The organism is Microcoleus sp. B9-D4, from assembly GCF_036705105.1.
In the GTDB taxonomy this organism is placed as follows: Bacteria; Cyanobacteriota; Cyanobacteriia; order Cyanobacteriales; family Microcoleaceae; genus Microcoleus.
The window spans coordinates 1-8,046 of record NZ_JAUBTS010000052.1 but is presented as its reverse complement, the minus strand read 5'-3'; the positions used below and the strand labels follow the sequence as shown (position 1 = coordinate 8,046).

Annotated in this window: 4 protein-coding genes; 2 read left to right on the top strand and 2 right to left on the bottom strand. The window is 44.6% G+C overall.

Annotated features, from left to right (window positions below):
• The first annotated feature begins 152 nt into the window (after window positions 1-152).
• On the top strand, window positions 153-545 hold the full coding sequence (locus QUB24_RS24650; protein ID WP_333156169.1) for a hypothetical protein: 393 nt from the start codon (window positions 153-155) through the stop codon (window positions 543-545).
• A 638-nt stretch (window positions 546-1,183) separates the two neighbouring features.
• Here the strand turns inward: QUB24_RS24650 and QUB24_RS33695 are convergent.
• Window positions 1,184-1,327: a transposase-like zinc-binding domain-containing protein gene (locus tag QUB24_RS33695; RefSeq protein ID WP_445300436.1), complete on the bottom strand. Its 144-nt coding sequence runs from the start codon at window positions 1,325-1,327 to the stop codon at window positions 1,184-1,186.
• A gap of 203 nt (window positions 1,328-1,530) precedes the next feature.
• On the opposite strand from QUB24_RS33695, the gene QUB24_RS24640 reads away from it, so the two are divergent.
• The gene (locus QUB24_RS24640) at window positions 1,531-6,927 is read left to right on the top strand and encodes an AAA family ATPase (protein WP_333156168.1); all 5,397 of its coding nucleotides are present in this window, start codon (window positions 1,531-1,533) and stop codon (window positions 6,925-6,927) included.
• Window positions 6,928-7,185: 258 nt separating this feature from the next.
• Here the strand turns inward: QUB24_RS24640 and QUB24_RS24635 are convergent.
• Window positions 7,186-8,046: group II intron maturase-specific domain-containing protein (locus QUB24_RS24635; RefSeq protein WP_333156166.1), on the bottom strand; the 861-nt coding region annotated here is incomplete at its 5' end.

Sequence of the window (8,046 nt, the reverse complement as noted above, 5' to 3'; positions counted from 1 at the left end):
CGCCCTGAACAGGCAAGATGCCTGTTCCACAAAGAGTGAGTGCATTTGGTTTTTGTGGGGAGTAGGGGTTGGGCATCTTGCCCGCCCATAAGAGGTTAGAACCAGTCCAATAAGTTACATTAAAGTTACTTGCAGTTATATCTCAAATTCTTATGCTCGGTAATTTTCAACAAAGCAACCTGCGGATTGAGCTTGAAGCTTCCGAAACAGCGATTAGAGACAGCTTGTTGCGTCCGAGTCAATTGCAGCAGTGGCTGTGGCCACAGCAGTTGTCTAGCGGTTTGCCGGAAGAATTTGCTCAAGGTTTGACCTTTACAAGTTGGCTAGGCCCCGTGGCAGTTCAGCATCACGTTGATATTGTTGAGCACAATTGTCTGCGGCTGTTATTGAGTCAGGGAATTGACGGATTTCACGAGTGGTATTGGGGCGATGGTTGGGTGCAGTCTCGGTTGGAGGGAGTGTCGCTGCTGCCGCTGAATTTGGGGCAAACGGCTAGTTTACTCCGGCTGCGGGAGTTTGTAGCCCGGAAGGGTAAGGGGAAGTAGATAAATGACTCTCCAAAATCATGAGAACAAAGTCTGGTAGTCCTGCATAGCAACGAAAAATTCTTAATCCTTTTAGGGATAAAGAAGCGTTGTAATGTTGAATAAAATACCACAAAGCTCCCACCGGATTGGAGAGCTTTTTAGATTAGGAAAGACTCTTTCTTACAACAATAGCGAGATATCCTGTACATCAGGGAGTTCTTGCATCTTTCGATATCAGAAGTTTTGCCCGTATCTTTCCCGACAGATTTGTGTCGCTGGCGAGGCAAAACTTTTTTATATGCGACCAAAAAATCTGTATAATAGACGGCACATTGTCTGTCAACTCCTGGGAGGGAATCCCAAAAACCTTTAGCACCCCTTTCAACTCGACTTCCTATATACACCCCTAGAATTTCTTTGGTTAAGGCATCCATTGCCAGCTATTTCCACTGCTTGTTAGCCTTAGTGCTTACAAGCGACTACATTTCATCACCTTAGATCGTTAGCTTGCCTGGATTTTTTGACTTTACTTGAACTTTCCGGGGGACTGATGCTAATTGTTGAAAAACACATAGTATTGGAACCAGCGGGGGCACCCTCGTGACTTTTACAATCGCGACTCAAGATATTTTTTCTAATAAAAGCCGATCGCTCAATTATTTGGTTTCTTCTCCAATCGGTTGATGTCTCTGGTTGTGAAAAAACTGCCTGTGACAATCTTTACATTCAAAATTTTGCTTAGCGCTGGGGGTGGGACAATTTTTAACGATGTTTGGATAACAGAAACGGTGACAATTCATGGAGTTGAGAATTAACAAGGCTTAGGAACGTCGCATAATAACTCCTTACCCTTACTATGCCAGACCGCCTGAAAGCCACTTCGCTGCCGAAAAACTAAGAGTGTGTTATAAAAACATAATTTGTTCCTTTCTAAAGCGCTATTCTCGACACAACGAACCCGGTGTGTTTTGACTTCGCGTTAATTTTTACCAAAAAAATAAATATGCTGTCCATTCCAGGCATTGCCGTCCAGAAGCTGCTTTACGAAAGTGCTAACTCTCTGGTTTACCGGGCCCTTCGGGAAGCGGATCGCCAACCGCTCATCCTCAAACTTCTCAAAGAGAGCTACCCGACACCTCAAGAATTGCTACGCTACCGCACCGAATACCGTATCACCCGAGAGCTGAAAGAGGCGGGAGTGGTGCAAGTTTATGACTTGCAAAAATACCAAAACAGCCTCGTGATTTTTGTGGAGGACTTTGGCGGGGAATCGTTGAAAATATGGATGCAGCAGCGAAAGTTTAGCCTCAAGGAATTTCTGCAAATTGCGATCGCTGCCACTGAAACTTTAGGGCAAATTCATAGCGCCAATATTATCCACAAAGATATTAACCCTTCTAATATAGTATTCAATCCAACGACGGGGCAGCTCAAAATTATCGACTTTGGCATTTCCACTCAGCTAACGCGAGAAATGCCAACCCTGAAAAATCCCAACGTTTTAGAAGGAACCCTCGCTTACATCTCGCCGGAACAAACTGGTAGGATGAATCGCTCTATCGATTACCGCACAGACTTTTACTCCCTCGGCGTCACCTTCTACGAATTGCTGACAGGAAAACTGCCTTTTGAGACAGAAGACGCTTTAGAGCTAGTTCACTGCCACATTGCCAGACAACCAGTTCCCCCGCACGAAATCAAGCCAGAAATTCCCCTAATTGTCTCGCAAATTGTCAGCAAGCTGATGGCAAAAAATGCGGAAAATCGCTATCAAACTGCATTGGGTCTCAAGCAGGATTTAGAAATTTGTCTGGTTCAACTACAAGAAACCGAGAGCATAGAAGAATTTGAATTGGGAACACTGGATCTTACAGACCATTTCCTGATTCCCGAAAAGTTATACGGCAGAGAAACTGAAGTTGATCATCTATTAGAAGCCTTTGAAAGAGTTCGTAATGCTAGTGCCGAAATGATGCTAGTAGCTGGTTTTTCTGGGATTGGTAAAACCGCAGTAGTGAATGAAGTGCATAAGCCGATCGCCCGACAGCGTGGCTATTTTATCAAAGGCAAATACGACCAATTTCAACGCAATATTCCCTTTAGTGCATTTGTGCAAGCATTTCGGGAATTGATGGGACAATTATTATCAGAAAGTGACGCTCAGTTACACAGATGGAAAACCCTAATTCTCACCGCAGTAGGCGAGAGTGGGCAAGTATTGATTGACGTAATTCCTGAATTAGAACACATCATTGGCGCTCAAAGTCCTGCACTAGAATTGTCCGGGAGTGCCGCCCAAAATCGCTTCAATCTGCTGATGCAGAAATTTGTGCAAGTATTTACCCAAGCAGAACATCCCTTAGTGATGTTTCTAGATGATTTGCAGTGGGCAGATTCAGCATCTTTGAAGTTATTACAACTATTGATGGAAGATACGGGGCATCTGTTAGTATTGGGTGCTTATCGGGATAATGAGGTATCACCGGCTCATCCGTTTATGTTGACTGTGGATGAGATTGTGAAGTCTGGGGCAGTGGTGAATACGATTACCCTGCAACCGTTGAGTTTAGCAGATCTCAATCAGTTGGTAGCAGATACGCTGATTTGCGATTTATCTTTGGCTCAACCGTTGACAGAATTGGTTTATCAAAAAACCCAAGGTAATCCCTTTTTCTCGACTCAATTCCTCAAGGCTTTGCATGAAGATGGTCAAATTATTTTTAACCCCCCTCAATCCCCCACCCCCCTTTCATCCCCCCTTACCAAGGGGGGACAGAGGGGGGTACAAGGGGGGTGGCAGTGCGATATTAATCAAGTTAAATTTGCCGACGCCTCGGATGTGGTGGAGTTTATGGCGGCGCAATTGCAGAAGTTGCCTGCCGAAACTCAGGATGTTCTCAAACTGGCGGCTTGCATTGGGGCGCAGTTTGATTTAGAGACATTGGCAATAGTCAACGAAGAATTACCAGAACAAACGGCATCAGCACTGTGGAAAGCCTTGCAAGAAGGACTCATTTTATTGATTTCCGAAGGCTATAACTTCATTCAAGCCGATGCTCAATCCTCGAATCAGTCTGTTGCTAATCCAACTTATAAGTTCCTCCACGATCGCGTCCAGCAAGCGGCTTATTCATTGATTCCCGACGAGCAAAAACAAGCCACTCATCTGAAAATAGGACAGTTACTGCTACAAAGTTCTTCCGAGATAGAAACCGAAGAAAAAATATTTGATATTGTAGGGCATTTAAATCAAGGAATTGAGTTAATCCATCAATTAAGTGAACGCTCAGCCTTAGCCCAGCTAAACTTAGAAGCTGGACGTAAGGCTAGAAATTCTACCGCCTACGCTGCGGCAAATATCTATCTACAAACGGGAATTGAGTTACTGACACCTCAATGCTGGCAAACTCAATATGAATTGGCGCTAAATCTTTATGTTGCTGCTGCTGAAATTGCCTATTTGAATGGTGACTTTGATGGTATGGAACAGATGGCAGCACTGGTTTTGCAAGAAGCTCAAACAATTTTAGATCGAGTTAAAATTTACGAAATTAAAATTGCCGCTCAGACAGCTCAGAGCAAGGTGTTAGAAACGATCGCAGTAGCAAGAGAGGCACTCTTACAATTGGGGATTGAACTCCCTGCCGAACCTGATGAAGCCAAGATTGGCAAAGCGCTACAAGCCCTTGCGGCTCTCCTCGGCGGCAGAAAGATTGAGGAATTGGTTGATCTACCTGTGATGACAAATCCACAGACTCAGGCAGCTATGCAACTGTCTGGTATGTTGTTTCCACCCATTTTCCAGGGAATGCCCGGTTTGCTGCCCCTGCTGAGCTCCACGATGGTAAGTTTATCGCTCTCCTTTGGGAATGCGCCCGCATCGACGGTGGGTTATGCGATGCACGGGATGGTTTTCTGTGCCTTTTTACAAGAGGTGGAAACGGGCTATGGCTTTGGGCTATTGGCACTTTCATTGCTGGATCGGTTGAATGTACCAGAATTCAAGTCCACAGTTCTACTTTTGTTTGGTGGCTGGATTCAGCATCGCCAAGAATCTCTTTTGGCAACGATACCGACGCTGAAAGAGGGCTATAGGTTTGGTATGGAAACGGGCGACTTTGTAGACGCTGGCTACAACATATATATTTGTTTTTATACTCATTTATTCGCTGGTGTAGAACTAGACACTTGGGAACCAGAAATAGCAAGTTACAGGGCTGTAATGGCGCAGTTAAAACAAAATTCTGCGCGAATTTATTTGGATATGATTCAGCAGACGGTGCAAAACTTTAGGGAAACCCGTATTCGGCCGGATTTGTTAATAGGCTCTGCCTACGATGAAACGGTGATGATTCCCAAGCACTATCAGGATAATGAATTTACGGCGATCGCCTGTGCCTGCATCTTCAAACTGCTGCTTGCTTACTGCTATGGCAATTATACGGCTGCCCTAGACCACATTTCCCAAGTCAAACAGTATTTGATGGGAGTATCTGGATCGGCTTTTGTTCCAATTTTTCATTTTTATGCAGCCCTGACGCATCTGGCACTTTTTCCCGCACAGCCAGCAATTGAGCAAACTGAAAATATTGCCTTAGTGGAAACCCATCAAAGCACGCTGCAAAAGTGGGCGCAAAATGCTCCGATGAATTATCTGCATAAATGGTATTTAGTGGAAGCCGAACGCTATCGAGTTTTGGGCAATAAAGCCGAGGCGATTGAAATGTACGATCGCGCAATTTCGGGAGCCAAAGAAAACAAATATGTTAATGACGAAGCCCTGGCCAACGAACTAGCAGCCAAATTCTACGGGGAATGGGGCAAAACAAAAGTTGCTCAAGCCTACATATTTGAGGCTTATTATTGTTATGTTGAATGGGGAGCCACTGCTAAGGTAACGGATTTAGAAACGCGATATCCCCACTTATTCGCGGTAACTCAACCGGGAAGGAAAAACACTCAAACTACTGTAGCAATGACAACGACTGGTTCGGGGAATCACCTAGATATCACCGCAGTCATGAAGGCTTCTCAGGCGATTTCTGGAGAAATTATGCTAGATAAGCTACTGTCTAGCTTGATGAAAATTTTGATGGAAAATGCAGGGGCGCAACGAGGATATCTGATTTTGTTAAGCCAGGGACAACTGTTCATTGAAGCTGAAGGAAAAATCGATGACGAACTCGTCACTGTGTTGCAGTCAATCCCCGTTGAAACCTGTCAAGAACTTTCCTCCGCAATTGTCAATTATGTGAGTCGCACTCAAGAAAGCGTGGTACTAGATGATGCTGCCCGATCGGGACAATTTACCAACGACGCCCACATCCGAAAGCATCAGCCCAAATCAATTTTATGTGTGCCGCTGATTAACCAATCTCAAATCATTAGTATTGTTTACTTGGAAAATAATCTAACAGCGGGTGCTTTTACCCCTGAAAGAGTGGAACTATTAAAAGTGTTATCTGGACAGGCGGCAATCTCGATTCAAAATTCTAAGCTTTATACAGAAGTACGCAAAAATGAAAGCAGGCTGGCTCAACTCAACAAAGCTTACGAGCGATTTATTCCCCATCAATTCCTCCAGTTTTTAGAGAAATCAAGCATCATTGATGTGGAATTGGGCGACCAAGTGCAGTTAGAAATGTCGGTGTTGTTTTCCGACATTCGCGACTTCACCACGCTTTCGGAAACTATGACGCCGGAGGATAATTTCAAATTTATCAATTCTTATCTTTCTCGCATGGAACCCGTCATTAATGAAAATAAGGGGTTTATCGACAAATATATTGGCGATGCGATTATGGCGCTATTTAGCGGCGAGGCGGATAATGCGGTGAAAGCGGGAATTGCTATGCTGCACCGTCTCGCTGAATACAATGAATACTGCGCTAACGCTGGCTGTGCGCCGATTCAGATTGGGATTGGGATTAATACGGGTTCTTTGATGCTGGGAACTGTGGGAGGGCCAAATCGCATGGACGGGACAGTCATCAGCGATGCGGTGAATTTAGCTTCTCGCGTGGAAAGTTTGACAAAAAATTATGGGGTGGCGCTATTAATTACCCAGCCAACTTACTCGCGCCTAAAAAATCCATCCCAGTATGCAATCCGCACCCTCGATACGGTAAAAGTCAAGGGAAAATCTGAAGCTGTGACGATTTATGAGGTGTTTGATGCAGATCCACCAGAAATTAAACAGGCCAAGTTAGTTACGCTGGAATTGTTTGCAGAAGCTAGGGCACTTTACTCGGGAGGGAAGTTATTTGAAGCGGCGCGGCTTTTTGAAGAGTGTTGGCGTCACAATCCGGGCGATCGCGTTGCTAAAATTTACTGGGAACGCTGTGAGTCTGCATTGTTGACTCGCACAAAAATCAAAGACAGGCTACACAATTTACATTAATCATAAAAGTCCCAAACTCGATGGCTACATTAAAAACTAAACATTTGTTACCAAAAAAAATTACCTTTCTAACGTGCTATTCTATACACAAAGCTGGTGCGTTTTGACTCCGCGTAAAATTTTACCATAAGAATCAATATGCTCTCCATTCCAGGCATTGCTGTCCAGACACTGCTCTATGAAAGTGTCAACTCTCTGGTTTTCCGGGCGATTCGGGAAGCGGAGCGCCAGCCGATTAGATTGAGTCGAGGGGGGATATTATTCCCCGCCCCTCTCAGTTAGATCTGGGCGTGCGACTTTCATCGCACCCAGCTCCCGATGTCCTTGGCTTGCGCCTTTGCTCATGTGGATATAATCGTGGCAGCTTTCGTGAACCGCTAAGAGGTTATTAGTTTTCGAGTTACTATGGTTTCCATCTAAATGGTGTAGATGTACCTTTTCATCGCCTAGCATTTTTAAGCCACATTTTCCACATTTATGGTTTTGCCGTTTTAAAGCTTTAGAGGCTTCGCCGTTGTAGAGCTTGCTATTACGCTCACTCCAGTAGGCTATATCTCCATCGTAGGGAGACTTCTCTCCTTTGACGTTGACAAATTTGTTTTCGGAGTGGGGAATCGCCGGGAACGCTTTTTCTACCAGTTTCCTGGCAGTATAGCGGTTCTGTTTTGATTCCTTGTTAAATACCTTGAAGGCTCTATTGTTGAGGAACCACAGCGAAAACCGTGACCCATCTAACTTACAGTAGCGGTGGTAATTTCTCCAGCCTCTAACCACAGGGGCTAATTTCTCAGCTTTGTCCGTAGCACCATAATTCGAGTTGTTAACGATGTGTTTTACCTTCTGACGGAATGCTTTAAAATTGTCCGCTGATGGAACGCATCTAAATTTCCCGTTGTTTTGCACTTTGAAATGCCAACCGAGGAAGTCAAATCCATCTGTCGTAGCAGTTAGCTTGGTTTTCTTTTCACTAACCTTCATGCCTCGTTCTGCCAGAAATTCGCTGACTTTATCAAGTATTGCCGTCGCATCATCTTTGGGCTTGAGAATTAGTCGGGTAAAGGGATTACATCGCTGTAACCCCCTCCCCTCAAAACCGGACTTGTACCTTTGGGCACATCC